At 55.9% G+C, this 25571-nt stretch carries 21 protein-coding genes; 10 read left to right on the top strand and 11 right to left on the bottom strand.

The window, feature by feature from the left end:
* Positions 1-28: 28 nt before the first annotated feature.
* Positions 29-2419, bottom strand: a complete 2391-nt coding sequence (locus C813_RS41920) for a glucose/quinate/shikimate family membrane-bound PQQ-dependent dehydrogenase (protein ID WP_017457962.1) — start codon at positions 2417-2419, stop codon at positions 29-31.
* Between the two features lie 202 nt (positions 2420-2621).
* On the opposite strand from C813_RS41920, the gene hpt reads away from it, so the two are divergent.
* Positions 2622-3158, top strand: coding sequence for a hypoxanthine phosphoribosyltransferase (gene hpt / locus C813_RS41915; protein ID WP_017457963.1), 537 nt, complete (start codon positions 2622-2624; stop codon positions 3156-3158).
* A gap of 29 nt (positions 3159-3187) precedes the next feature.
* Here the strand turns inward: hpt and can are convergent, their stop codons facing one another.
* Positions 3188-3850 (bottom strand): carbonate dehydratase, encoded by a 663-nt coding sequence (can, locus tag C813_RS41910; RefSeq protein ID WP_017457964.1) that lies wholly within the window; start codon positions 3848-3850, stop codon positions 3188-3190.
* A gap of 107 nt (positions 3851-3957) precedes the next feature.
* On the opposite strand from can, the gene C813_RS41905 reads away from it, so the two are divergent.
* From C813_RS41905 to C813_RS41895, 3 genes are all read left to right on the top strand, one after another.
* The gene (locus C813_RS41905; protein ID WP_017457965.1) at positions 3958-4884 is read left to right on the top strand and encodes an ABC transporter ATP-binding protein; all 927 of its coding nucleotides are present in this window, start codon (positions 3958-3960) and stop codon (positions 4882-4884) included.
* Entirely contained in the window at positions 4881-5651 is a 771-nt protein-coding gene (locus C813_RS41900; RefSeq protein ID WP_017457966.1) for an ABC transporter permease, read from the top strand. The genes C813_RS41905 and C813_RS41900 overlap by 4 nt, the downstream gene beginning before the upstream one ends.
* A 135-nt stretch (positions 5652-5786) precedes the next feature.
* The gene (locus C813_RS41895; RefSeq protein WP_025263728.1) at positions 5787-7031 is read left to right on the top strand and encodes a polysaccharide deacetylase family protein; all 1245 of its coding nucleotides are present in this window, start codon (positions 5787-5789) and stop codon (positions 7029-7031) included.
* 4 nt (positions 7032-7035) lie between these two features.
* Here the strand turns inward: C813_RS41895 and panD are convergent, their stop codons facing one another.
* The 9 genes from panD to thpR form a co-directional block, all read right to left on the bottom strand.
* Entirely contained in the window at positions 7036-7416 is a 381-nt protein-coding gene (gene panD / locus C813_RS41890) for an aspartate 1-decarboxylase (RefSeq protein WP_017457968.1), read from the bottom strand.
* A gap of 137 nt (positions 7417-7553) precedes the next feature.
* Positions 7554-8408, bottom strand: coding sequence for a pantoate--beta-alanine ligase (gene panC, locus C813_RS41885; protein WP_017457969.1), 855 nt, complete (start codon positions 8406-8408; stop codon positions 7554-7556).
* A gap of 11 nt (positions 8409-8419) precedes the next feature.
* Positions 8420-9211 (bottom strand): 3-methyl-2-oxobutanoate hydroxymethyltransferase, encoded by a 792-nt coding sequence (panB, locus tag C813_RS41880; protein ID WP_017457970.1) that lies wholly within the window; start codon positions 9209-9211, stop codon positions 8420-8422.
* 108 nt (positions 9212-9319) lie between these two features.
* The gene (folK, locus tag C813_RS41875; RefSeq protein ID WP_017457971.1) at positions 9320-9799 is read right to left on the bottom strand and encodes a 2-amino-4-hydroxy-6-hydroxymethyldihydropteridine diphosphokinase; all 480 of its coding nucleotides are present in this window, start codon (positions 9797-9799) and stop codon (positions 9320-9322) included.
* Positions 9796-11193 (bottom strand): polynucleotide adenylyltransferase PcnB, encoded by a 1398-nt coding sequence (gene pcnB, locus C813_RS41870; protein ID WP_211772901.1) that lies wholly within the window; start codon positions 11191-11193, stop codon positions 9796-9798. Before pcnB ends, folK begins: the two co-directional genes overlap by 4 nt.
* Before the next feature lie 55 nt (positions 11194-11248).
* Positions 11249-12145, bottom strand: coding sequence for a tRNA glutamyl-Q(34) synthetase GluQRS (gene gluQRS, locus C813_RS41865; RefSeq protein WP_025263726.1), 897 nt, complete (start codon positions 12143-12145; stop codon positions 11249-11251).
* An 85-nt stretch (positions 12146-12230) separates the two neighbouring features.
* On the bottom strand, positions 12231-12686 hold the full coding sequence (dksA, locus tag C813_RS41860; RefSeq protein ID WP_007373199.1) for an RNA polymerase-binding protein DksA: 456 nt from the start codon (positions 12684-12686) through the stop codon (positions 12231-12233).
* Positions 12687-12859: 173 nt separating this feature from the next.
* Positions 12860-13564, bottom strand: coding sequence for a DNA/RNA nuclease SfsA (sfsA, locus tag C813_RS41855; protein WP_017457973.1), 705 nt, complete (start codon positions 13562-13564; stop codon positions 12860-12862).
* A gap of 9 nt (positions 13565-13573) precedes the next feature.
* Positions 13574-14104, bottom strand: coding sequence for an RNA 2',3'-cyclic phosphodiesterase (thpR, locus tag C813_RS41850; RefSeq protein ID WP_017457974.1), 531 nt, complete (start codon positions 14102-14104; stop codon positions 13574-13576).
* A 73-nt stretch (positions 14105-14177) separates the two neighbouring features.
* On the opposite strand from thpR, the gene hrpB reads away from it, so the two are divergent.
* The 6 genes from hrpB to fhuB all read left to right on the top strand — a co-directional run bounded on the left by hrpB (position 14178) and on the right by fhuB (position 25565).
* Positions 14178-16607, top strand: coding sequence for an ATP-dependent helicase HrpB (hrpB, locus tag C813_RS41845; RefSeq protein WP_017457975.1), 2430 nt, complete (start codon positions 14178-14180; stop codon positions 16605-16607).
* 117 nt (positions 16608-16724) lie between these two features.
* Positions 16725-19253 (top strand): bifunctional glycosyl transferase/transpeptidase, encoded by a 2529-nt coding sequence (gene mrcB, locus C813_RS41840; protein WP_017457976.1) that lies wholly within the window; start codon positions 16725-16727, stop codon positions 19251-19253.
* Between the two features lie 420 nt (positions 19254-19673).
* A complete protein-coding gene (gene fhuA, locus C813_RS41835; protein WP_017457977.1) occupies positions 19674-21851 on the top strand; it encodes a ferrichrome porin FhuA in 2178 nt (725 codons plus the stop codon).
* Between the two features lie 47 nt (positions 21852-21898).
* A complete protein-coding gene (gene fhuC / locus C813_RS41830) occupies positions 21899-22696 on the top strand; it encodes a Fe3+-hydroxamate ABC transporter ATP-binding protein FhuC (protein ID WP_017457978.1) in 798 nt (265 codons plus the stop codon).
* Positions 22696-23586, top strand: coding sequence for a Fe(3+)-hydroxamate ABC transporter substrate-binding protein FhuD (gene fhuD / locus C813_RS41825; RefSeq protein ID WP_017457979.1), 891 nt, complete (start codon positions 22696-22698; stop codon positions 23584-23586). Before fhuC ends, fhuD begins: the two co-directional genes overlap by 1 nt.
* On the top strand, positions 23583-25565 hold the full coding sequence (gene fhuB, locus C813_RS41820; RefSeq protein WP_017457980.1) for a Fe(3+)-hydroxamate ABC transporter permease FhuB: 1983 nt from the start codon (positions 23583-23585) through the stop codon (positions 25563-25565). Before fhuD ends, fhuB begins: the two co-directional genes overlap by 4 nt.
* Positions 25566-25571: the final 6 nt, after the last annotated feature.

Here is a 25571-nt window from a genome sequence, read left to right as displayed (position 1 = left end):
TACCGCTCCCGCTCAGGGAGAAAGCGGATTATTTGGCGTCATCCGGTAGTGCATAAGCGACAATGTAATCGCCCATTTTGGTACCGAACGAACCGTGACCGCCTGCGGAAATGACCACGTACTGCTTGCCATTCACTTCATAAGTCATCGGCGTTGCCTGGCCACCGGCCGGCAAACGGCCCTGCCACAGTTTCTCACCGTTGCTCATGTTATAAGCGCGCAGGTAGTTATCTGCGGTCGCGGCGATAAACAGCACATTACCGGCGGTGGAGATTGGGCCACCAAGCATCGGCATCCCCATATTGAACGGCACTGGGACTGGCATCGGGAACGGCATGCTGTCTTGCGGCGTACCAATACGTTTTTTCCACACCACCTGGTTGGTTTTTAGATCCAGGGCGGAAATGTAGCCCCAGGCCGGTTGTTTACACGGCAAACCGAACGGCGAGAGGAACGGGTTCAGCGTCACGCCAAACGGCACGCCATACTGCGGCTGAATACCGGATTCCGAACCGGTGCCTTTCGCATCTTTCGGCGGCTCCATCGGGTTGCCTGGTCCACGCGGGATCAGTTTTGATACAAACGGCAGCGCCATTGGGTTGGCAATCGCCACCTGACGGTTTGGATCAACGGAGATACCGCCCCATTCGAACATCCCCAGGTTCCCCGGGAATACCAGCGTGCCCTGCTCAGATGGCGGCGTAAAGATACCTTCATAGCGCATCTGATGGAACATCACGCGGCACACCAGTTGGTCGAACATGGTCGCGCCCCACATATCCGCGCCGCTCAGGTCTTTCTTCGGACGGAAACTCAGGTCGGAGAAGGGCTGCGTTTTGGCTACGTAATCGCCTTTTGCCGCGCCTTGCGGAACCGGTTTTTCCGGTGCCGGAACCACCAGCTTACCGTTGGTACGATCGAGGACGAAAATGTTGCCGGTTTTCGCCGGCGCGTAGATCACCGGCACGGTTTTACCGTTCACGGTAATGTCCGCCAGCGTCGGCTGGGACGGCATATCCATATCCCACAGATCGTGGTGTACGGTCTGGTAACTCCAGGCGAGCTTACCGGTAGTGGCATTCAGCGCGACGATCGAGCTGGCATAGCGCTCCTGCTCAGGTGTGCGGTTGCCGCCCCAGATATCCGGAGTGGTCACGCCCATCGGCAGATAGACTAAATCCAGTTTCGCGTCATAGGCCGCAGGTGCCCATGAGTTCGGCGAGTTAAAAGTGAAGGTGTGTTCATCGGATGGGATCGCGTTCGGATCTTTCGCGCCCGGATCGAAGGCCCACAACAGCTTACCAGTGTTCACATCGAAACCACGGATAACACCAGAGGTTTCACGGGTCGAGAAGTTATCCGTTACCGAACCGGCAATCACGATGGTTTTATCGGTGATGATTGGCGGAGACGTCGGCTCATACAGACCCGGCGTGGTGTCCGGCATATTGGTTTGCAGATTCAGAATGCCTTTGTTGGCAAAGGTTTCGCACAGCTTGCCATTATCCGCATTCAGCGCAAACAGACGACCATCGTTTACCGGCAGGATGATACGGCGCGGACAATCCGCAACCACATCCGGGCTGGCGTTATCGGCACGGGCTTCATGATACGAAACACCGCGGCAGGTCACATGCTGGAACGACGGATTGGTGTTGAGTTGCGGATCGAAATGCCACTTCTCTTTACCGGTTGCCGCATCAACCGCAAACAAACGCTGGTGCGCGGTACACAGGAACAGCGTGTCGCCCACTTTGATTGGCGTCACTTCGTTGGTGATTTCACCGGGATCGTTTGGCATTTTCAGGTCGCCGGTGCGGAACACCCAGGCTTCCTTCAGGTTTTTCACGTTATCGGCATTGATCTGTTTCAGCGGCGAGTAACGCTGGCCTTCCTGGTTACGACCATAGGCTGGCCAGTCACCATCGGCCACCTGTGAAATCGGCGCTGCCGGTGTGGCATCGGCGCTCAGGGTGCCGTGAACTTCTTGCGGATCGTTGAAACCCGCCCAGGTGAGAATGCCGCCGCTAATCAGCAGCGCCACGACCAGTGCCGCCACTGCGCCGCTGGACGGCACAATCAGACGACGCCAGACGAAAGGCAGGATCAGCCAGATACCGAAGAAGACGAGAATGTCGCTACGCGGCGTCAGCGCCCAGAAGTCGAAACCAACTTCCCACACGCCCCAAATCATGGTTGCCAGCAGCAGGGCGGCATACAGCCATAGCGCGGTGCGCTTCCCTTTCCACAATAGCCATGTCACGCCGAGCATGACCAGACCGGCGATGGGGTAGTACCAGGAACCGCCAATGCTGACGAGCCAGACCCCACCCATTAAAAGATACAGCCCGCAGAAGGCTGCAAAGAGTGTCGTCAGCATGATAAGCAGCCGCGACTGTTGAGTTTTTGTTTCCGCCATAAAACACATCCGTTGATTTGTTAATATTTTGATAGCAAGTAATTATAGGAGTTAACAAGTGTGACCGTCATCACAAAATGAGCTTTGTCGCGGAATAACCCGCAACAATCTTTTTGCTGGTATACTGCGCACCTTGCGTTTCAATCACTGGTTTAAGAGCCGGTATTGAGTGATTTACTCTTTAAATCATATGGTTAGTAAAATGAAACACACTGTTGAAGTGATGATCCCGGAAGCGGAGATCAAAGCGCGTATCGCTGAGCTGGGTCGTCAAATCACTGAGCGTTATAAAGATAGCGGCAGCGAAATGGTGCTGGTTGGGCTGCTGCGCGGCTCGTTTATGTTTATGGCTGACCTGTGCCGTGAAGTGCAGGTGTCGCATGAAGTCGACTTTATGACCGCCTCCAGCTATGGCAGCGGCATGTCCACTACGCGTGATGTGAAAATTCTCAAAGATCTCGACGAAGATATTCGTGGTAAAGATGTGCTGATTGTCGAAGACATTATCGATTCGGGTAATACGCTGTCGAAAGTGCGCGAGATCCTGCGTCTGCGCGAGCCAAAATCGCTGGCGATTTGTACCCTGCTGGATAAACCGTCGCGTCGTGAAGTGGATGTGCCGGTCGAATTCGTCGGTTTTGCTATCCCGGACGAGTTCGTGGTGGGTTACGGAATTGACTACGCTCAGCGCTACCGTCATCTGCCGTATGTCGGCAAAGTGGTGATGCTGGACGAATAAAAAAACGGGGCCGATAATGGCCCCGCTTGTTATTTGTGGTTGATGTGCTTCTGGCTCAGATTGGAAACGCCCTGGCGATAGCGCTGTTCCAGCGTTTCGCGGTTAGTGGCGGTCACGTCCAGATCGCGCAGCAAGCCATCATGAATACCGTAGGCCCAGCCGTGGATTGTCACGTTCTGACCACGTTTCCACGCGGACTGCATGATTGTCGAGTGGCCCAGGTTATACACCTGCTCCATCACGTTCAGTTCACATAGGGTATCTAGACGACGTTCCGGCGGCATGTCGCCTAACAGCGAGCTATGTTTAAACCAGATATCGCGAATATGTAGCAGCCAGTTGTTGATCAAGCCCAGTTCCGGGTTTTCAACCGCCGCCTGCACACCGCCGCAGCCGTAGTGACCGCAAATGATGATGTGCTCAACTTCCAGCACATCCACCGCGTACTGCACCACGGAGAGGCAGTTCAGGTCGGTGTGAATGACCAGGTTGGCAACGTTACGGTGGACAAACAGTTCACCCGGTTCGAGGCCGGTGAGGCGTTCGGCGGGTACGCGTGAGTCGGAGCATCCAATCCAGAGAAAGCGCGGCTTCTGTGCTTGCGCCAGTGTTTCGAAGAATCCAGGATCTTCCTCTACCAGCATTTTTGACCATAGTGCGTTGTTGCTGATGAGTGTATCTATGTCTTTCATGGAAGTTAACGACCTGTAACCAAATAAGTGCGTTGCGCTAATATAGGTCAACTCTTTCTCTTTTTAAACCACACATCGAGTGTAAGAAAACAGGTAAGTGAGAATTCATGACCATTGCACTGGAGCTTGAGCAGCTTAAAAAAACCTATCCGGGCGGCGTTCAGGCGCTGCGCGGCATTGATTTACAAGTAGAAGCGGGCGATTTCTACGCGCTTCTCGGACCAAACGGCGCCGGCAAATCCACCACCATTGGCATTGTCAGTTCGCTGGTAAATAAGTCATCCGGGCGTGTCAGCGTGTTTGGTTACGACCTGGAAAAAGATGTGGTGAACGCCAAACGCCAGTTAGGTCTGGTGCCGCAGGAGTTCAACTTTAACCCGTTTGAAACCGTGCAGCAGATTGTGGTTAACCAGGCGGGTTACTATGGGGTCGATCGTAAAGAGGCGTTGATTCGCAGCGAAAAATACCTCACACAGCTCGATCTGTGGGAAAAACGCAATGAACGTGCGCGGATGCTCTCTGGCGGGATGAAGCGCCGTTTGATGATTGCCCGCGCGCTGATGCATGAGCCAAAACTGCTGATCCTCGACGAGCCAACTGCGGGGGTTGATATCGAACTGCGCCGCTCAATGTGGGGCTTTTTGAAAGATCTCAATGACAAAGGCACCACTATCATTCTGACGACGCACTACCTCGAAGAAGCCGAGATGCTATGTCGCAACATCGGTATCATTCAGCGTGGCGATCTGATTGAAAACACCTCGATGAAAGCGCTGCTGTCGAAACTGAAATCGGAGACTTTTATTCTCGATTTAGCGCCGAAAAGCCCGCTGCCGAAGCTGGAAGGGTATCAATACCGGCTGGTGGATACGTCCACGCTTGAGGTGGAAGTGCTACGCGAGCAGGGCGTGAATAGCGTGTTCAGCCAGCTTAGCGCCCAGGGTGTGCAGGTATTAAGTATGCGTAACAAAGCCAACCGTCTCGAAGAGCTGTTTGTCACGCTGGTTCATGACAGAAAAGGAGAAAGCGCATGATGCAGCTATTCTGGGTGGCACTGAAGAGTATCTGGTACAAAGAGATCCAGCGTTTTATGCGCATCTGGGTGCAAACCCTGGTGCCGCCGGTAATCACCATGACGCTCTACTTTATTATTTTCGGCAACCTGATCGGTTCGCGTATCGGTGAAATGCACGGTTTTACCTACATGCAATTTATCGTGCCGGGCTTAATCATGATGGCGGTGATCACCAACGCGTATGCCAACGTGGCATCGTCATTCTTTAGCGCCAAGTTTCAGCGCAATATTGAGGAACTGCTGGTGGCGCCGGTGCCAACGCATGTCATTATCGCCGGGTATGTTGGCGGCGGCGTGGCACGCGGGCTGTGTGTGGGCATCCTGGTAACGGCGGTTTCGCTGTTTTTCGTGCCGTTTCAGGTGCATTCGTGGTTGTTTGTTGGTCTGACGCTGCTGCTGACGGCGGTGCTGTTTTCACTGGCCGGGCTGTTGAATGCGGTATTTGCCAAAACCTTTGATGACATCAGCCTGATCCCGACCTTTGTGCTGACGCCGCTGACGTATCTGGGCGGGGTGTTTTACTCCCTGACGCTGCTGCCGCCGTTCTGGCAGGCGTTGTCACACCTCAACCCGATTGTGTACATGATTAGCGGCTTCCGTTTTGGTTTCCTCGGCATTTCCGATGTGCCGCTGTTTACCACTGTAGGGGTGCTGGTGGTGTTTATCATCGTCTTTTACCTGCTGTGCTGGTATCTGATCAACCGCGGACGCGGGCTGCGCAGCTAATCCAGACCGCAACGGCTCTCTTCTGTGGAAGAGAGCCAATCCTCAGGATTAGGCTATTTTTTAGACTGCTCATTGCCGTTGGTTTCTCCCGTTCTGTTGCTACAATAGGTGCAGTTTTTCTATTCGGTCCGTCTCATGTCTCGTTTGATTACCCTTTTATTGTTGCTGGTTACCTGGAGCGCGTCTGCCAGTATTGTCAGCGAACAACGCATTCCTGCGCGTTATATGCAAACCACCGAAGATGCCGATATCTGGGCGCAGGTAGGGGACAGAGTCGTTACCGTCGGCAATATTCGCGCCGGGCAGATCCTGGCGGTGGTGCCAGGGGCGGAAGATTATTACGCGTTTCGCTTTGGCTTCGGCAGCGGGTTTATCGACAGAGGCCATCTTGGCACAGTGTCAGGTAATGAACGGGTAGAAGATACGCTTGGCGATCTGAACAAGCCGCTCAGTAATCAAAACCTGATCACCTGGCAGGATACGCCGCTCTACACGTCGCCGGATATCACCAGTAAGCAGGTTGGCACGCTGGCGGAAAACTTGCGTTACCCGATAATCGATAAGCTGAAAGACCGCCTGAACCAGACCTGGTTTCAGATCCGTATCGGCAACCGGCTGGCGTGGATCAGTAGCCTGGATGCACAAGAAGACAACGGGATTCCGGTGCTGACTTATCACCACATCTTGCGCGATGAAGAAAATACCCGCTTTCGCCACACCTCGACCACCACCTCGGTGCGTGCTTTTACCAACCAGATGACCTGGCTGCGCGATCAGGGTTACACCACCTTGTCGATGTACCAGTTGGAAGGTTATGTGCGTAACCGTATGAATTTGCCTGCGCGTTCGGTGGTGATCACTTTTGATGATGGGCTGAAGTCGGTCAGCCGTTACGCCTGGCCAATCCTGCGCGAGTACGGTTTTAAAGCGACAGCATTTATTATTTCGTCACGCATCAAGCTCAAGCCGCAGCCGTGGGACCCGAAATTCCTGCAGTTTATGAGCGTGTCGGAGCTGAATCAGATTCAGGATGTGTTCGATGTGCAGTCACATACCCATTTCCTGCACCGTGTTGATGAGGCGATGCACCCGATTTTGCTTAGCCGTAACTACCACAATATTTTGTTCGATTTTAAACGCTCACGCCGCGCGCTGGCGCAGTTCAACCCGCATGTGCTCTATCTGGCCTATCCTTTTGGCGCGTATGACGATAAAGCGGTGAAAGCGGCGAATGACGCAGGTTTTCATCTGGCGGTGACCACGGTGCGTGGCAAGGTGAAACCGGGAGATAACCCGTTTTTACTGAAACGATTGTACGTGCTGAGAACGGATTCGCTGGAGACAATGTCGCGGCTGATCAGTAATCAGCCGCAGGGGTAGGGCATCAGGCAACCTGAACCGGCACGGCTTTCGCGGTGCGTTTCATCTCGTTGTCGCCATCAAAATAGGCCACTTTCGGCTGCCAGTTACGGGCAACTTCATCCGGCACGGTGACGTAGCTGGCGATAATCAGGATATCGCCAACGTCCGCGCAGTGCGCTGCCGCGCCGTTAACCGAGATAATGCGTGAGCCGCGCTCGCCGGCAATCGCGTAGGTAGAAAAGCGTTTGCCGTTGGTCACGTTATAAATGTCGATGGCTTCGTATTCCAGAATACCGGCCGCCTCAAGGAAATCCTGGTCAATCGCGCAGGAACCTTCGTAGTGCAGGTCGGCCTGCGTCACTTTGACGCGGTGGAGCTTGCCTTGCAGCATCGTGCGAATCATAAGTTAAACCTTCATTACTGATAATTAACCTGAAAATGGAGGGCGGCTCCCTGCGAATCCCTCGTATGCTCGCGCCACGTCCTGGCGGGCGTAAGGGCAAGCCAGGAGTGGAGTATTGCCCGATTTTTTCGCCCTGTCTAGCGGGCTAACTCAACCACTTTGTTGTCGATAAGTCGCGCCTGGCCGAGCCATGCCGCCATCAAAATCACCGCGCGTTTACTGTCCTCAGACAGCGCCAGCAGCGTATCCGCATCGCGGATCTGAATGTCATCGGCGCGCAGACCCGCGTCGTTGATCTCCTGCTCAGCAATGGCAATCAGCTCTTCTTCATTGCGCTCCCCCGCCAGCAGTTTATCGGCAATCGAATTCATTACTTTGCTGAGCGCCGGGGCGACTTTTCGCTGATCGGCGGTGAGATAGCCGTTACGCGAGCTCAGCGCGAGACCATCTTTTGCGCGCACGGTCGGCACGCCGACAATCTCAATGTCATAGCCCATGTCGGCCACCATTTTGCGGATCAGCTGCAATTGCTGGTAATCCTTCTCGCCAAAGCAGGCGATATCCGGTTGTACCAGGTTGAACAGTTTGCTGACGATGGTCGACACGCCGCGGAAATGGCCCGGACGGCTTGCGCCTTCCAGCATGGTGGAGATACCCGGCACATCAACATAAGTTTGGCTGTCGGTGCCCTGCGGGTAGATGTCCGCCGGTGCGGGGGCGAAAACCAGATCGACTTTGCGCTTGTTCAGCTTTTCGCAATCTTCCTGCAAGGTGCGCGGGTAGCGCACTAAATCATCCGGGCGGTCGAACTGCATTGGGTTAACGAAAATACTCACTACCACCACATCGGCGCGGGCTTTCGCTTCGTCGACCAGCTTCATATGGCCATCGTGCAGGTTGCCCATCGTTGGCACCAGCGCAATACGCTTTCCTTCCTGACGCAGTCTGCGGATGTGCTGGCGCAGCAGCGGGAGGGTTTCAATAATCAACACAACCAGGCTCCTTAATGGAAACTATGTTCTTCACCCGGATAGGCTCCGGATTCGACGTCGGCAACATACTGCCTGACCGCTGCGCGCATGTCGCCTGCTTCACTGAGGAAATTTTTGGCGAATTTCGGGATATGTCCGCCGGTAATGCCGAACGCGTCATGCATCACCAGAATCTGGCCGTCGGTGACATTGCCTGCGCCAATACCAATTACCGGAATGGTTAACGCCGCGGTGATACGCTGCGCCAGCTCGACCGGAATACACTCCAGCACCAGCAGTTGCGCGCCTGCGGCTTCCAGCGCCAGTGCATCGTCAAGCAGCCCTTGTGCCGCGTCACCGCGCCCCTGCACTTTATAACCACCGAAAATATTAACGGACTGCGGCGTCAGACCCAGGTGGCCGCACACCGGCACGGCGCGCTCGGTCAGCATTTTCACCGTCGGTGCCAGCCAGCGGCCACCTTCGATTTTCACCATATTGGCGCCCGCGCGCATGACTACGGCGGCGTTTTCAAATGCCTGCTCCGGCGTGGCGTAGGCCATAAACGGCAGATCGGCGAGCAGCAGGCAGGCCGGTGCGCCACGGCGAACAGCCTGGGTGTGATAAGCGATATCGGCAACCGTTACCGGTAGGGTGGAGTCGTGACCTTGTACCGTCATCCCTAACGAATCACCAACCAGCATCACGTTAATCCCTTCTTCGGCAAACAGTTTCGCGAAGCTGTAGTCGTATGCGGTGATAGTGGCGAAGCGTCTTTTTTCCTGCTTGCACTTGTGCAGCCAGGAGATGGTGGTGGGTTTCATAGCGTTTCCTGATAGTCGAAAGCGATTCTGGCGCATTCTAGCAGCAACCATCAGGTGGGCAATGATTTTAGGCAAGCGGTGAGCGCGGGGCGCGAAGAAAGCGGGAAATTACCAGGCGTCGGGTTTCGGCGCGTTCAGGTTTGCAAGAATTTCCTGCAACGATGTGCCGTCCGGGAAGTGCAGAGCGGGCGCAATTTCAAACAGCGGCCACAACATAAAGCCACGGTTTTTCATGTCGTAGTGCGGCACCGTCAGGCGTTCTGTATTCAGGGTGAGATCGCCAAACAGCATGATATCGAGATCAAGCGTGCGCGGTCCCCAGCGTTCTGCTTTACGCACGCGGCCTTGCTGAAGTTCAATGCGTTGCGTGTGATCGAGCAGCGTTTCTGGCGTAAGGTCGGTTTCCAGCGCCACAGCGGCATTGAGATAATCCGGTTGATCCGGCGGGCCAAGCGGGGGAGTGCGGTATAACGAAGAGACCGCCACGATGCGGCTTTGTGGGATCTCTCCGAGGGCGGTAATCGCGGCGTTAACCTGGTCGAGCGGTGACGCCAGGTTGCTACCGAGCGCGATATACGCGAGGGTCATGCGCTACCTTCGCGGCGCGGCGCGCGTTTGCGCGGGCGGCGGTGGCGACGGCGTTCTGCCGGTTCATCACCTAAATCATTGAGCATATCTTTCTGGGCTGGCGGCGCGGAAACCTGGAATTCACCCCACCATTTCGCCAGACGTTGTAGCTCGCCGTTATTTTCGGCTTCGGCGCGCAGCGCCAGTAAATCATAAGCCGCGCGGAATTTCGGGTGTTCCATCAGCTTCCATGAGCGCTTGCCCTGGCGGCGGGACATCCGCAATTGCAACTGCCAGATATCACGGATCAGCGTGGTGATGCGTTTCGGGATCGCCAGTGAACGGCACGCTTCATCCAGCACGTCGTTCATCGCCAGCGCGAAAGCGTCGTAATAGGCAAGCCCACCTTCCTGGGTAATGCGCTGGGCGTTTTCCAGCAGCGGATACCAGAACATGGCAGCAAACAAAAATGCCGGGTTGACGCGCATGTCGTTGCGAATACGGTTGTCGGTATTCTTCAGCACCTGCTCAATAATCCGCTCCATCGGGCTGTCGCCTTTTTCGGTGAAGTAGCGGGTGATGCTGGGGAACAGCGGCTGGAACAGGCCATATTCACGCAGTAAACGGCAGGTTTCGTAACCGTAACCGGCCTGCAGCAGTTTCAGCGATTCCTCAAACAGGCGCGCCGGAGGAACATCGTTGATCAGCGTTGCCAGGCGCGGGATCGGCTCGGCGGTCTCTTCGCTGATACGCATGTTGAGCTTGGCGGCAAAGCGTACCGCGCGCAGCATGCGCACCGGATCTTCGCGATAGCGGGTTTCCGGGTTACCAATCAGGCGAATCACACCCTCTTCCAGGTCACGCATACCGCCGACGTAATCACGCACGGTGAAATCAGCAACGCTGTAATAAAGGCTGTTGATGGTGAAATCGCGGCGCTGGGCATCTTCTTCAATGGAGCCGAAAATATTGTCGCGCAGCAGCATGCCATTCTGCCCGCGCTGGGAGATGGTGCGATCGGTTTGTTGTTCGTCGTGATGACCACGGAAGGTGGCGACTTCGATGATTTCCGGCCCGAACATCACATGCGCAAGGCGGAAACGGCGGCCAACCAGGCGGCAGTTGCGAAACAGTTTACGCACCTGGTCCGGCGTTGCGCTGGTGGTCACGTCAAAATCTTTTGGTTTTTTGCCCAGCAATAAATCGCGCACACCGCCGCCTACCAGGTAAGCGTCGTAGCCCGCTTTATTCAGACGATAGAGCACCTTGAGCGCATTTTCACTGATATCTTTGCGGGAAATAGCGTGCTGCTCACGCGGAATAACCGTCATCTGCGGTTGGGCCATAGCCTCAACGACCATGCTCTCTTCGCGGCTTAGCACCTTGCGGCAAAAATTAGCGACTCGGGTAAAAATAGTACACCTCGGTAGTGTCAAACGTCAGGACAAAAAAATAGCGGCTAATCATAGCTCAGCGCGAGCCGTTTGAGAATGCTGTATTCGCATCCACGGCATCTGGCACTCGGCAAAGCGTCCAGTTTTCCACCGCTTTTTGCAGCAGCGCGTCGATGCGCAGATCCTGCCACTCATTTGTTACATCCTGGTTCAAAAATTGTAAAGCCCTGATTATAACCGGGCGCGGATCGCCTTCAGGTAACGCGGGGGCGTGGTTTTGCTTGGAAAGCTTGTTCCCCTGCTCATTGAGCGCCAGCGGCAAATGAACGTACGTCGGCACCGGCCAGCCAAACTGGTTATAAAGGGAGATTTGCCGTACCGTGGGTTCTATCAGATCTGCGCCGCGCACAATTTCTGTGACGCCCTGAAAATGGTCATCGACCACCACCGCAAGGTTGTAGGCAAACAGCCCGTCACGGCGGTGAATAATAAAATCTTCCCGCGCCAGTTTTTCGTCGGCGGTAATGCGCCCGCGTAATTTATCGTCGAAGTGCAGTACAGGATGCTGCTGTACCAGTCGTACGGCGGCGTTTTGCGGGTCATTTTGTAATGTCCGGCAATGCCCGTCGTACGTGCCGCCAATATTTTGGATGCGTGCGCGCGTGCAGGTACAAAAATAGCTCAGCCCTTTGCGTTGTAAGGTGGCGAGCGCTTCACGGTAGGCGTCATGGCGCCGGGATTGCCACAGCACATCGCCGTCCCAGTGCAGACCATAATGCTCAAGCTGGCGAAGAATGGTGTTTGCCGCGCCGGGAACTTCTCTGGGGGGATCGATATCTTCGATGCGAACAAGCCAGCTGCCGTGGTTGGCGCGGGCTTGCAGATAGCTGCCGAGAGCAGCAATTAACGAACCAAAATGCAGTTCACCGGAAGGAGATGGCGCAAAGCGCCCAATATAGTGTGATTCAGGCATGTCGCTGGCAAAATATAGGCGGGAATCGATCCCGCCGTAAGGGCGCACCACGCCTTAGCGGTGCGCCGTTGAAGACGTCAGGAGATTAACCCGCCATCTGTTTTTCGCGGATTTCCGCCAGGGTTTTGCAGTCGATGCACAGGTCGGCAGTCGGACGTGCTTCCAGACGACGGATACCAATTTCAACGCCACAGGATTCGCAGAAGCCGAAATCTTCGTCTTCCACTTTTTTCAGCGTCTTCTCGATCTTTTTAATCAACTTGCGCTCGCGATCACGGTTACGCAGTTCGAGGCTGAACTCTTCTTCCTGAGCGGCACGATCGACCGGATCGGGGAAGTTAGCTGCTTCGTCCTGCATGTGCGTGACGGTGCGATCGACTTCATCCCTAAGTTGATTACGCCATGCTTCAAGAATACGCTTGAAGTGCGCCAGCTGGGCTTCGTTCATATACTCTTCGCCCGGTTTCTCTTGATACGGCTCCACCCCAGCGATGGCGAGAATACTCAGGGACGATGTTTTACGGTTTTGCCCTTCTTGCATGTTGCTTCTCCTTAACACGCACTATCGATCCCCGTGTGGGGGAAAAATCAGGCCGCTATAAATAGCAGATGCTTTTACGGATGGCAAATATCTAAACGTAACACTTGACAACCCTGTGAAGAAAAGCGTATTTGCGCACGCGACCAAATCACTTACTCGTCAAAAGCTTGCCTTTATACCGTAAAAGGTAGTGGCAACTTAAGAGTGATATTATCGGCAGAAAGTTCCGCTTTATAAGCGATAACTTCTACCCCCCGGTGTTGTGCCTCATTCAATAATCGTGCGTATTCCTCGTCAATATGGCGTGCCGGAGAAAAATGTTCAACGGCGGAGTGCAGAACAGCAAACAGAATTACCGCGCGATCGCCGTTGGCCGCGACGCTCATTAATTCCCGTAAATGCTTCTGTCCTCGCAGGGTGACGGCATCCGGGAAGTAGCCTGACTGCTGCTCGGCGAGCGTGACCGATTTCACTTCAATATAGCAGTTGCGCCGGTCATCCGCCTGTAACAGAAAATCAATTCTGCTACCTTCCGCACCATATTTTACTTCGCTTTTCAGCGTGCTATATCCACTGAGTTCAGGGACCTGGTCAGCAAGTATTGCTTCTTTTGTCAGCATATTTGCCCGCTGAGTATTGACGCAAATAAATGCCCCCTGTTGGGTTTGGGATAATTCCCACGTATGGGCATATTTGCGCTTAGGATTATTCGACGTGGAATACCAGACCGTGTCGCCTGGCGTCGCGCAACCGGTCATCGCACCGGTATTTGGGCAATGCAGCGTGAGGGGTTCCCCTTCAGGTGTGACCACATCCGCAAGGAAGCGTTTGTAACGCTGAATCAGCGTGGCGGATTTAAGCGGCGGGGAAAAATCCATGGGAAATCCTTATTTTTTAAGCGTCCAGCGATGCAATGGCGTGTAGCGGGTTCGACCCTGGATAAATTGTGATTCATACAAGGCAAACGCTGTCACCGGGAATGACCAGCGAAAACCCGGTGGCGGAATGGTGACAGCGTGGCTGGCGTCGCGCAGCAGCGTAATGTGGGGGTGAAACGGCTGCGGGCTTTGATAGCAACCGCTGCGAGAAGCCTGGGCGCGGAGCATATCCGCCAGTTGCAGCAACCCGCGCGGCGGCTGGCGTGAACCAAGCCAGACTACGCGCGAGCGCAGCCATTGCCCGGCATCATCCAGCGTGAGTGTAAAACCGGGCTGGCGTATCCGTCCGGCCAGCGCTTCCAGTGCGCGCTGTTTTTCCGCGCTGATTTCACCGAGAAACGCCAGCGTCAGATGCAGATTCGCCGCGGCAATCGGCCGCCCCGCATCCGGCGGGAATTGCTGTGCGCGCCATTGCACCACCTGCGTCTGAATATCCGCAGGGAGTTCAAGGGCGAAAAACAGCCTTTTAGGTTCAGACATGGCAGGCTCGAGGTCAAAGATTTACGGCGATGTTATACTGCTGGCCAGCTTATGTTAACCCTCCGGAGCTTTTGTGTCCTCACTGCCAGTCGCCGCCGTTCTGCCCGACATTCTTTCTGCCCTGCGCACCGCGCCACAGGTGCTGTTAAGTGCGCCCACCGGCGCAGGGAAATCGACCTGGTTGCCGTTGCAACTGCTGCAACAAGGTGACATTACTGGCCGTATTTTGCTGCTTGAACCGCGTCGGCTGGCGGCGCGCAATGTGGCACAGCGGCTGGCGGAACTGCTCAATGAAAAGCCTGGCGAAACCGTGGGTTACCGGATGCGCGCGGAAACCTGCGTAGGGCAAAATACCCGGCTCGAAGTGGTGACAGAAGGGATTTTGACGCGGCTGGTTCAGCAAGATCCAGAACTCAGCGGCGTAGGGCTGGTGATCCTTGATGAGTTTCACGAACGCAGCCTGCAAGCGGATCTCGCCCTGGCATTGCTGCTGGACGTGCAGCAAGGGTTGCGCGATGACCTCAAACTGCTGGTGATGTCAGCAACGCTTGATAATGCCCGTTTACAAGCGCTGCTACCGGATGCACCCACCATTATTTCCGCCGGACGCGCCTATCCGGTTGAGCAACGCTATCAGCCCTTGCCGAGCCATCTCCGATTTGACGAGGCGATTGCCCTGGCGACAGCGGAATTACTGCGTAATGAAGTCGGTTCGCTGCTGCTGTTTTTACCCGGTGTTGGTGAAATCCAGCGTGTACAGGAGCAACTGGCTTCCCGCGTCGGCAGCGATATTCTCCTCTGCCCGCTTTATGGTGCGCTGCCGCTTAGTGAGCAGCGTAAAGCCATTTTGCCCGCGCCCAAAGGGCTGCGAAAAGTGGTGCTCGCTACCAATATCGCCGAAACCAGTTTGACCATCGAAGGCATTCGCCTGGTGGTGGATAGCGCCCAGGAACGCGTCGCGCGGTTTGATGCCCGCAGCGGCTTAACCCGGCTGGTGACACAGCGCATTAGTGTTGCTTCGATGACGCAGCGCACCGGGCGTGCCGGTCGTCTTGAGCCTGGTATTTGCGTGCACTTACTGAGTAAAGAGCAGGCGGAACGCGCGGCGGCGCAGAGCAGCCCTGAAATATTGAGTAGTGATTTATCGGGACTGTTGATGGAATTAATACAGTGGGGATGCCAGGATCCTGCCCAGCTCAAATGGCTGGATCTGCCGCCGGCGGTGAATCTCGCGGCGGCGCGCAAGCTGCTCAGCCAGTTGCAGGCGCTTGAGGACGGGCGGCTGACGCCGTTTGGACAACGTATGGCGGCGCTCGGTAACGATCCGCGCCTGGCTGCGATGCTGGCAGCGGCAAACGGTCGCGACGAAATTGCCACGGCGGCGAAGCTGGCGGCGATTCTGGAAGAGCCACCACGCGGTACAAACAGTGACTTAAGCGCGGCGTTTTCACGCAACCAGCCAAACTGGCAGCAGCGCGCGCGCCAACTGGTTCGCCGTCTGAAAAGCAGCGAGGGCGAGCCGGACAACACCGTACTTGCGCCGTTACTGGCAAGCGCTTTTGCCGATCGCATTGCCCGCCGGCGCGGCCAGGAAGGTCGCTATCAACTGGCGAACGGCATGGGCGCCACGCTGGATGCAGATGATGCGCTCAACCGTCACGAGTGGCTGATAGCGCCCTTGCTGTTGCAGGGTAGCGCATCGCCGGATGCGCGGATTTTGTTGGCGCTGCCGTTGGATATCGACGCGCTTGTCACCCGCTGCCCACATTTATTGCAGCAGTCCGACACGGTTGAGTGGGACGAGGCGCAGGGCACGTTAAAAGCGTTTCGCCGCAGCCAGATAGGACAATTGACGTTAAAAGTACAGCCGCTGGCGAAACCCTCGGAAGAGGAGTTGCATCAGGCGATGCTGAACGGCATCCGTGATAAGGGCTTGCGGGTACTGAACTGGACGCCGGATGCCGAGCAATTGCGCTTGCGTTTACACTGTGCGGCGAAGTGGCTGCCGGAAGTTGACTGGCCAGCGGTCGATGAGGCCTCGCTGCTGGAAAATCTTGAACAGTGGTTATTGCCGCAAATGAGTGGTATCCGTTCGTTGCGTGAGCTGAAAGCGCTCGATTTAAGCCAAGCGTTACAAAATGCGATGCCGTGGTCATTACGTCAACGTCTGGATAGTGAGCTGCCTGCGCATTACACTGTGCCGACGGGAAGCCGGATAGCAATTCGTTATCACGAAGATAACCCGCCAGCGCTGGCGGTGCGTATGCAAGAAATGTTTGGCGAAGCGACAACGCCGACTATCGCGCAAGGGCGCGTGGCACTGGTGCTGGAACTGCTGTCTCCTGCGCAACGTCCGCTGCAAATCACCCGTGATTTAAGCGCGTTTTGGGCGGGCGCGTATCGCGAAGTGCAAAAAGAGATGAAAGGGCGCTACCCGAAGCATGTCTGGCCGGACGATCCGGCCAATACGGCACCGACGCGGCGCACCAAAAAGTATTCGTAACAGGGATGGGCTTTTCGCCATCAAACAGTGCGATAAATTGAGAGATTTCTTCTTCTGCCCTGGTGCGGAAGAGTTGAGAATCAGGCCCTTGCGCCTGAAAGTTGCGGAGAGTAAAGCATGGCGGGGAATGACCGCGAGCCAATTGGACGCAAGGGTAAACCTGCGCGTCCGGCGAAAGAGAAAATCAGCCGTCGTCGACTTCGGGAAGAGGAGTACGACGAGTATGAAGATGACGATGAAGACGAGGAACCGATGCCGAAAAAAGGAAGAGGCAAAGGCAAGAAGCCACGCGGCAAACGCGGCTGGTTCTGGCTGCTGTTAAAAATTGCCATCGTTCTGGCCGTGCTGTGCGCCATTTATGGCGTTTATCTGGATCAAAAAATCCGTGCCCGTATTGACGGGAAAGTCTGGCAACTGCCTGCTGCGGTGTATGGCCGTATGGTCAACCTCGAACCGGATATGGCAATCAGTAAAAACGAGATGGTGAAACTGCTGGAAGCCACGCAGTACCGCCAGGTGACGAAGATGACGCGTCCCGGCGAGTTTACCGTGCAGGCGAAAAGCATTGAGATGATCCGCCGTCCGTTTGATTTCCCGGACAGTAAAGAAGGGCAAGTGCGCGCGCGTCTGACGTTTGACGGCTCTCGTCTGGAAACCATCGAGAATATGGACAGCAACCGCCAGTTCGGTTTCTTCCGTCTCGATCCGCGTCTGATCACCATGCTCTCTTCGCCGAATGGCGAGCAGCGTCTGTTTGTACCGCGCAATGGTTTCCCGGATCTGCTGGTGGATACGCTGCTGGCGACCGAAGACCGCCACTTTTATGAGCACGATGGCATCAGCTTTTACTCCATTGGTCGTGCGGTGCTGGCGAACCTGACCGCTGGACGCACCGTGCAGGGGGCGAGTACGCTGACGCAGCAACTGGTGAAAAACCTGTTCCTCAGCAGCGAGCGCTCCTACTGGCGTAAAGCCAACGAAGCCTATATGGCGCTGATTATGGATGCCCGCTACAGCAAAGATCGTATTCTTGAACTGTATATGAACGAGGTGTACCTCGGTCAGAGCGGCGACAACGAGATCCGCGGTTTCCCGCTGGCGAGCCTCTACTATTTTGGCCGCCCGGTGGAAGAGCTGAGCCTTGATCAGCAGGCATTGCTGGTGGGGATGGTTAAAGGTGCGTCAATCTACAACCCGTGGCGTAACCCGAAACTGGCGCTGGAGCGTCGTAACCTGGTGCTGCGTTTGCTGCAACAGCAAAACGTTATCGACCAGGAGCTGTATGACATGCTGAGCGCGCGTCCGCTCGGCGTGCAGCCGCGCGGCGGGGTGATTTCACCGCAGCCGGCGTTTATGCAGATGGTGCGCCAGGAGTTGCAAGCCAAGCTCGGTGATAAGGTGAAAGATCTCTCCGGCGTGAAGATCTTCACCACTTTTGATTCCGTGGCGCAGGACGCCGCCGAAAAAGCCGCCGTGGAAGGTATTCCGCTGCTGATCAAACAGCGCAAGCTGACCGATCTTGAAACGGCAATGGTGGTGGTCGACCGCTACACTGGTGAAGTGCGCGCGATGGTCGGCGGTGCGACGCCGCAGTTCGCGGGTTATAACCGTGCGATGCAGGCGCGCCGCTCCATAGGTTCGCTGGCGAAACCTGCAACCTACCTGACAGCGCTGAGCCAGCCGAATATCTATCGCCTGAATACCTGGATTGCCGATGCGCCGATTTCGCTGCGCTTGTCTAACGGCCAGGTGTGGGCACCGCAGAACGATGACCGTCGTTTTAGCGGCCAGGTGATGCTGGTCGATGCGCTGACCCGTTCGATGAACGTACCGACGGTGAACCTCGGAATGGCGGTAGGGTTGCCTGCGGTGACGGACACCTGGCAGAAACTCGGCGCGCCGAAAGATCAGCTGACCGGCATGCCGTCTATGCTGCTTGGTGCACTGAACCTGACGCCAATTGAAGTGGCGCAGGCTTTCCAGACCATCGCCAGCGGCGGTAACCGCGCGCCGCTTTCCGCGTTGCGTTCGGTGATTGCTGAAGACGGCACGGTGCTGTATCAGAGCTTCCCGCAGGCCGAGCGTGCCGTACCGGCGCAGGCGGCGTATATGACGCTGTGGACGATGCAGCAGGTTGTCCAGCGCGGCACCGGTCGCCAGCTTGGCGCGAAGTATCCGGGCCTGCATCTGGCGGGTAAAACCGGTACCACCAATAACAACGTCGATACCTGGTTTGCGGGTATCGACGGGCGCGAAGTGACGATTACCTGGGTTGGCCGCGATAATAACCAGCCGACGAAGCTGTATGGTGCCAGCGGCGCGATGGCGATTTACCAGCGTTATCTGGAAAACCAGTCGCCGATCCCGCTGGATCTGACGCCGCCGGAAGACATCACCAATATGGGTGTTGATGACATGGGGAATTTCGTTTGCGGCGGTGGCGGTGTGCGCCAGCTTCCGGTCTGGACGACCAGCCCGGAAACGCTGTGCCAGCAAAACCAGGTGCAGCCGCAAACCGGCAACCCGTTTGATCAGTCCCAGCAGCCGCAGCAACCCGCGCAGCAGCAGCCTCAACAGCCGCCGCAGCAGGAGCAGAAAAGCGATGGCGTTGCAGGCTGGATCAAAGAGATGTTCGGCGGTAACTAATTTTCTGCCGTGACAAGACCTGAAACCCCCGATGGCAACATCGGGGTTTTTTTTATCCCTGCATGAACACCACCTCCTATGTAGGTGGTCAGCAAGAGGTTTTGGCTTTGCCTTATTGTCTTTGGATTTAAATCGTTCAGAACAGACAGAGACTAATTGTAGGGCTTTTAGTACGCCCCTCTGAGACGAAATCAATGCCACCTGCTAAGCAGGTGGTTTTTTACGCCCTAAACATGCAAATAACGTTGTTTTAAATCCCTGTTAACCACCTGCTTTTCGTCTGGTTATTTCTTCATCCTTCAGGCCGTTTCAGGCGGCTTACTGCTTGCTATGCGCACAGCGCTTCGCATATTATGCTGCGGTCATAATAATAATTCTCGTTTACGTTATCGTTCACTCATTTGAATCAGAGATAAACTAATGGCGCGTCCTAACACTGCTCAGCCAGTCAACACTACGCTGCGTAAAATCGCAGTTGTAGTAGCCACAGCGGTTAGCGGCATGTCTGTTTACGCACAGGCTGCAACAACCCAAAAAGAAGAAACCATCACCGTTACCACCAGCGCCGCTCCACAGGAAAGCGCATGGGGTCCGGCACCCACTATCGCGGCAAAACGTTCCGCCACGGCGACCAAAACGGATACCCCGATTGAAAAGACGCCGCAGTCTGTTTCGGTGGTAACGAATGAAGAGATGCAAATCCGTCAGCCTGCCTCGGTGAAAGAAGCGCTGGGTTATACGCCTGGCGTGGTGGTTAGCAACCGTGGTGCATCGAACACTTACGACTTCGTCAGCATTCGTGGTTTCTCCACACCTGGACCTACGCAGAACAACTACCTGGATGGTATAAAACTGCAGGGGGATTACTACAGCGGTGCGACCATCGATCCCTACATGCTGGAGCGTGTTGAACTGATGCGCGGACCGACTTCCGTTCTGTACGGTAAGAGCAATCCGGGCGGTATCATCGCGATGGTCAGCAAGCGTCCGACCACCGAGCCGCTGCATGAAATTCAGTTCAAAATGGGCACCGATAATCTCTACCAGACTGGTTTCGATTTTAGCGATGCGCTGGATGATGACGGCAAGTATGCTTACCGCTTGACCGGTCTTGCACGTTCTAACGATGAGCAGCAGGACTTTGCGAAACAAAAACGCTACGCCATTGCACCGTCATTTAGCTGGCGTCCGGATGATAAAACCAACCTGACATTGCTGGCGAATATTCAGAACGAACCGAATACTGGTTATTACGGTTGGTTGCCAAAAGAGGGCACGGTTGAGCCATTGGCTTCGGGAAAACGTGTCTCGCCAGGCTTTACTGACAGTGCGCCGAACAACGAATATTCCCGTTATCAGCGCCTGGTGGGTTACAGTTTTGAACACGCGTTTGATGATGTGTTCACCGTTCGTCAGAACCTGCGCTACAGCCAGATTAAAACCTCGCAGAAAACCGTTTATGGCTTTGGCGCTACAAACGATCAGCTTACACGTTCAATCATTGTGGCCGACGAAGACTACAGCGATTTCGGCGTCGACACCCAGTTAGAAAGTAAATTCGCGACGGGTGATGTTTCCCACATCGTTCTGACGGGCATTGATTACTCCCGTTTTCGTAATGACATCAAAAACGCCTACGGAAGTGCGCCTACGCTGGATATGAATAATCCGGTTTATACCGATGTTGATTTCCCGACCGCGACGCCATTCCAGTTAAATACCCAACACCAAACCGGGCTGTATGTTCAGGACCAACTGGAATGGAATAAGTGGGTGGCAACAGTGGGCGGGCGTTATGACTGGTCCGAACAGGCTACGCTTATTCGCAGTAGCGGCCAGAAAGTGAAGCGCGATGACAATCAGTTTACCTGGCGTGCCGGGGTTAACTACCTCTTCGATAATGGCATTACGCCTTATGCCAGCTATAGCGAATCTTTTGAGCCTAACCCGTCAAAAGCCTGGGCTGCGACCCCTGCTGATAACGTGGCTTATGCGCCGTCGAAAGGTAAGCAATACGAAGCGGGCGTGAAATACGTACCGAAAGATATGCCGGTTGTTATTACGGGCGCGCTTTATCAGCTCACTAAAACAAACAACCTGACTACGGATCCGACTAACCCGTTCGCACAAGTTCCTGCAGGTGAAATTCGCTCTCGTGGCGTTGAACTGGAGGCAAAAGCCGCAGTTAACGCGAACGTCAACGTAACGGCGTCCTACACCTATACCAATGCCGAGTACACGCAGGACACTACGCTGAAAGGCAAAACGCCGGTACAAATCCCGAAACATATGGCTTCCTTGTGGGGTGACTACACCTTCAACTCGGGCATGCTTTCTGGCCTGACCGTGGGTACAGGTGGCCGTTTAATCGGTTCCAGCTACGGTGATCCGAATAACACATTCAAGGTCGGTAGTGCGGCGGTGATGGATGCCGTGGTGAAATACGATCTGGCTCGCTTTGGCCTGGCGGGTTCCAGCCTTGCTGTGAATGTCACTAACCTGCTTGATCGTGAATACGTCTCAAGCTGTTTCGACACCTATGGCTGCTTCTGGGGCGCAGAACGCCAGGTGGTGGCGACAGCAACCTTCCGCTTCTAATCTCTCTTCGGGCACGGTTCGCCGTGCCCTTTTATAAGTTGGCAATCATGCAGGAAAACAACACGCTTCCCGATACCACCTTTCAACTTAGCGATGTCACCTTTCGTGTGCCTGGTCGCACGCTGCTGCACCCGCTGTCACTGACCTTTCCGGTGGGTAAAGTCACCGGTTTGATTGGTCACAACGGCTCCGGTAAATCCACGCTGCTGAAAATGCTTGGCCGCCACCAGCCGCCCTCGGACGGTGATATTTTGCTGGATGGACAACCGCTCGCTAGCTGGAGCAGCAAAGCTTTTGCCCGCAAAGTGGCCTACTTGCCGCAGCAGTTGCCGCAGGCGGAAGGGATGACGGTTCGTGAACTGGTGGCGATTGGCCGCTACCCGTGGCACGGGGCGTTGGGGCGTTTTGGTATTGCCGACAGAGAAAAAGTGGAAGAAGCGATTGCGCTGGTGGGCTTAAAACCGCTGGCGCACCGCCTGGTAGATAGCCTCTCCGGCGGCGAACGCCAGCGCGCGTGGATCGCCATGCTGGTAGCGCAGGACAGCCGCTGCCTGCTGCTGGATGAACCTACCTCGGCGCTGGACATCGCCCATCAGGTGGATGTGCTGGCGCTGGTGCACCGCTTGAGCCAGCAGCGCGGGCTGACGGTGATTGCTGTGCTGCACGATATCAATATGGCGGCGCGGTATTGCGATTATCTGGTGGCGCTGCGCGGCGGTGAAATGATCGCCGAAGGCACGCCGGAAGGATTAATGCGCGCCGAAACGCTGGAACACATTTACGGCATCCCGATGGGGATCCTGCAGCATCCTGCGGGAGCTGCACCGGTGAGTTTTGTTTACTGATGACTGGATTACATCACATTAGCCGTCGTCGCTTACTGACGGCGATGGCACTCTCCCCCCTGTTGTGGAACATGCGCAGCGCGCAAGCCGCGGCGATCGATCCGACGCGTATTGTCGCGCTGGAGTGGTTGCCGGTTGAATTGCTGCTGGCGCTTGGCGTCGCGCCTTATGGCATTGCGGATGTGCAGAGTTACAACTTGTGGGTCAACGAGCCTGCGCTGCCTGCTTCGGTGATTGACGTTGGGCTGCGTACCGAGCCGAATCTCGAATTGCTGACGCAAATGAAACCCTCCTGGTTAGTGTGGTCGGCAGGTTATGGCCCTTCAGAAGCGAAGCTGGCAAAAATCGCGCCGGGACGCGGCTTCACGTTTAGCGATGGCAAAAAGCCGCTCGCCATGGCGAAGCACTCGTTAAACGAGATGGCGCAGATCCTCAATCTGGAAGCGGCGGCGCGAAAACATCTCGACGAATTTGATGCCCTGATTGAAGCGCGAAAACCGCATTTTGCGCGTCGCGGCAACCGCCCGTTGTTGATGATCACCTTGCTCGACCCGCGCCATGTGTTGGCGTTCGGGCCGAACTGCCTGTTCCAGGAAGTGCTCGATAGCATGGGCATTCGTAACGCCTGGCACGGCGAAACCTCTTTCTGGGGCAGCGTGGCGGTGGGTATCGACCGGCTGGCGGAATACAAAGACGTTGATGTTATCTGTTTCGATCACGGTAACGAGCAGGATATGCAAAAACTGATGGCGACACCGTTGTGGCAGGCGATGCCCTTCGTGCGCGCCGGGCGTTTCCAGCGGGTGCCGGCGGTCTGGTTTTATGGCGCGACGCTGTCGGCGATGCATTTTACCCGCGTGCTGGATAATGCGCTGGGAGGCCGGGCATGAACCGACGTGTTTCGCCTTTCCCGGCGTTGCTGCTGACGGTGCTGTTTATCATTGCCGCCGTACTTACCTGGAACAATTTAACTATCGCTTTGCCGCGCGCGCAGTGGACGCAGGCCTTCGTCGCGCCGGACATCAACTTTATCGATCAGATGCTGTTTCACTACAGCCTGTTGCCGCGGCTGGTGATTTCTCTGCTGGTCGGTGCCGGGCTTGGCCTGGTCGGTGTGCTGTTTCAGCAGGTGCTGCGTAACCCGCTTGCCGAACCGACAACGCTGGGTGTGGCGACCGGGGCGCAACTGGGCATCACCATTACTACACTGTGGTCGATTCCTGGCGTGCTGGCTTCACAGTTTGCCGCGCTGGCCGGGGCATGTGCGGTCGGTGCGCTGGTGTTTGGCGTGGCCTGGGGAAAGCGTTTATCGCCGGTAACGCTGATCCTCGCCGGTCTGGTGGTGAGCCTCTATTGTGGGGCGATTAACCAGTTGCTGGCGCTGTTCCATCACGATCAGCTGCAAAGCATGTTTTTATGGAGCACCGGGACGCTAACGCAAACCGACTGGAGCATCGTGCAGCGATTATGGCCGCAGTTGCTTGGCTGTGCGGTGTTAACGCTGCTGTTGTTGCGCCCGCTAACGCTGATGGGGCTGGATGATGGCGTTGCGCGAAATCTTGGCCTGGCGCTGTCGCTGGCGCGCCTGGCGGCGCTGATGCTGGCGATTGCGCTGAGCGCGTTGCTGGTCAATGCGGTCGGCATTATCGGTTTTATCGGCCTGTTTGCACCGCTACTGGCGAAAATGCTCGGTGCGCGTCGTTTGTTGTCACGTTTGCTGCTGGCTCCGCTGATTGGCGCGCTGATCCTCTGGCTTTCCGATCAAGTTATCTGGTGGCTGACACGCGTGTGGATGGAAGTTTCCACCGGTTCGATTACGGCCCTGATTGGGGCGCCGCTGCTGCTGTGGTTGTTGCCACGGCTGCGCAGTATGAGCGCCCCGGCAATGGACGCCGGAGATAACGTAGCTGTTGAGCGCCAGCAGGTGCAATGGTTTGCGTTGGGCGGTTTCGTGCTTCTGTTGCTGGCGATGGGGTTAGCGCTGACGTTCGGGCGTGACGCGACAGGCTGGCATTTTGCCAGCGGACAGTTACTCAACGAACTGATGCCGTGGCGTTGGCCGCGCATTGTCGCTGCGCTCACCGCCGGCGTGATGCTGGCGGTGGCGGGTTGTATCATTCAGCGCCTGACCGGCAACCCGATGGCCAGCCCGGAAGTGCTGGGGATAAGCTCAGGCGCGGCGTTTGGCGTGGTATTGATGCTGTTCTTCGTGCCGGGTAACGCGTTTGGTTGGTTGATGCCTGCCGGTAGTCTGGGCGCGGCGATGACGCTGCTGATCATTATGGTTGCCGCTGGTCGTGGCGGATTTTCGCCGCACCGCATGCTGCTGGCAGGGATGGCGTTGAGCACGGCGTTTACCATGCTGCTGATGATGCTGCAGGCAAGCGGCGACCCGCGCATGGCGACGATCCTGACGTGGATTTCCGGTAGCACTTACCACGCGTCCGGCGAGCAGGTTTTACATACTGGCGTGATGATGGTGATTTTGCTGGCGCTGACACCGCTGTGTCGCCGCTGGTTAATGATCTTACCGCTCGGTGGTGATACCGCGCGTTCAGTCGGGATGGCGCTGACACCGTCACGCGTCGGCCTGCTGTTACTGGCGGCAGCGCTCACGGCAACAGCGACGATGACCATTGGCCCGCTCAGTTTTGTTGGCCTGATGGCACCGCATATCGCGCGGATGATGGGTTTTCGACGCACGATGCCGCATATGGTGATTTCAGCACTGGTGGGAGGATTACTGCTGGTGTTTGCCGACTGGTGCGGGCGGATGCTGCTGTTTCCGTTTCAGATCCCCGCCGGTTTGCTGTCGACCTTTATCGGCGCGCCGTACTTTATCTATTTGCTGAGAAAGCAGAGCCGCTAAGGATTT

The organism is Kosakonia sacchari SP1, assembly GCF_000300455.3.
Classification (GTDB): Bacteria; Pseudomonadota; Gammaproteobacteria; order Enterobacterales; family Enterobacteriaceae; genus Kosakonia; species Kosakonia sacchari.
This window is presented reverse-complemented; position numbering and strand designations above follow the sequence as displayed.